The organism is Xanthovirga aplysinae, from assembly GCF_009711365.1.
In the GTDB taxonomy this organism is placed as follows: Bacteria; Bacteroidota; Bacteroidia; order Cytophagales; family Cyclobacteriaceae; genus Xanthovirga; species Xanthovirga aplysinae.
Map to the genome: position 1 here is coordinate 1 of NZ_SMMB01000078.1, position 288 is coordinate 288.

1 protein-coding gene is annotated in these 288 nt (G+C 39.9%); it reads right to left on the reverse strand.

From position 1 onward, the window contains the following. A partial coding sequence (locus E1171_RS23035; protein ID WP_187696081.1) for a hypothetical protein occupies nucleotides 1-288 on the reverse strand: 288 nt, incomplete at both ends.

Genomic DNA, 288 nt, shown 5'->3' on the forward strand with positions numbered 1-288 from the left:
CTTGTCTACCGCAAAAGGGGCGAAATCATCCATAGTTTCTGCCGGTTTGATATATAAAGTTACGTGAACGACTCCTTCAATATTAGGTATAAAGGTGATCCATGGAGTTCCCTCCACAGTAAAAACTTTTTGTGTGTATTCACCAGATTCGGGGCTACTTTGGATCACCATTTGTGGATTATCACCTTGTGCACTCATATCTTGTGGGCTTGTAGGTTGCGGTAACAAAGTGTCTAAATTAAAAAGAACTGCCACATTAGAATTACCATGCTCTACCCCATTATTATA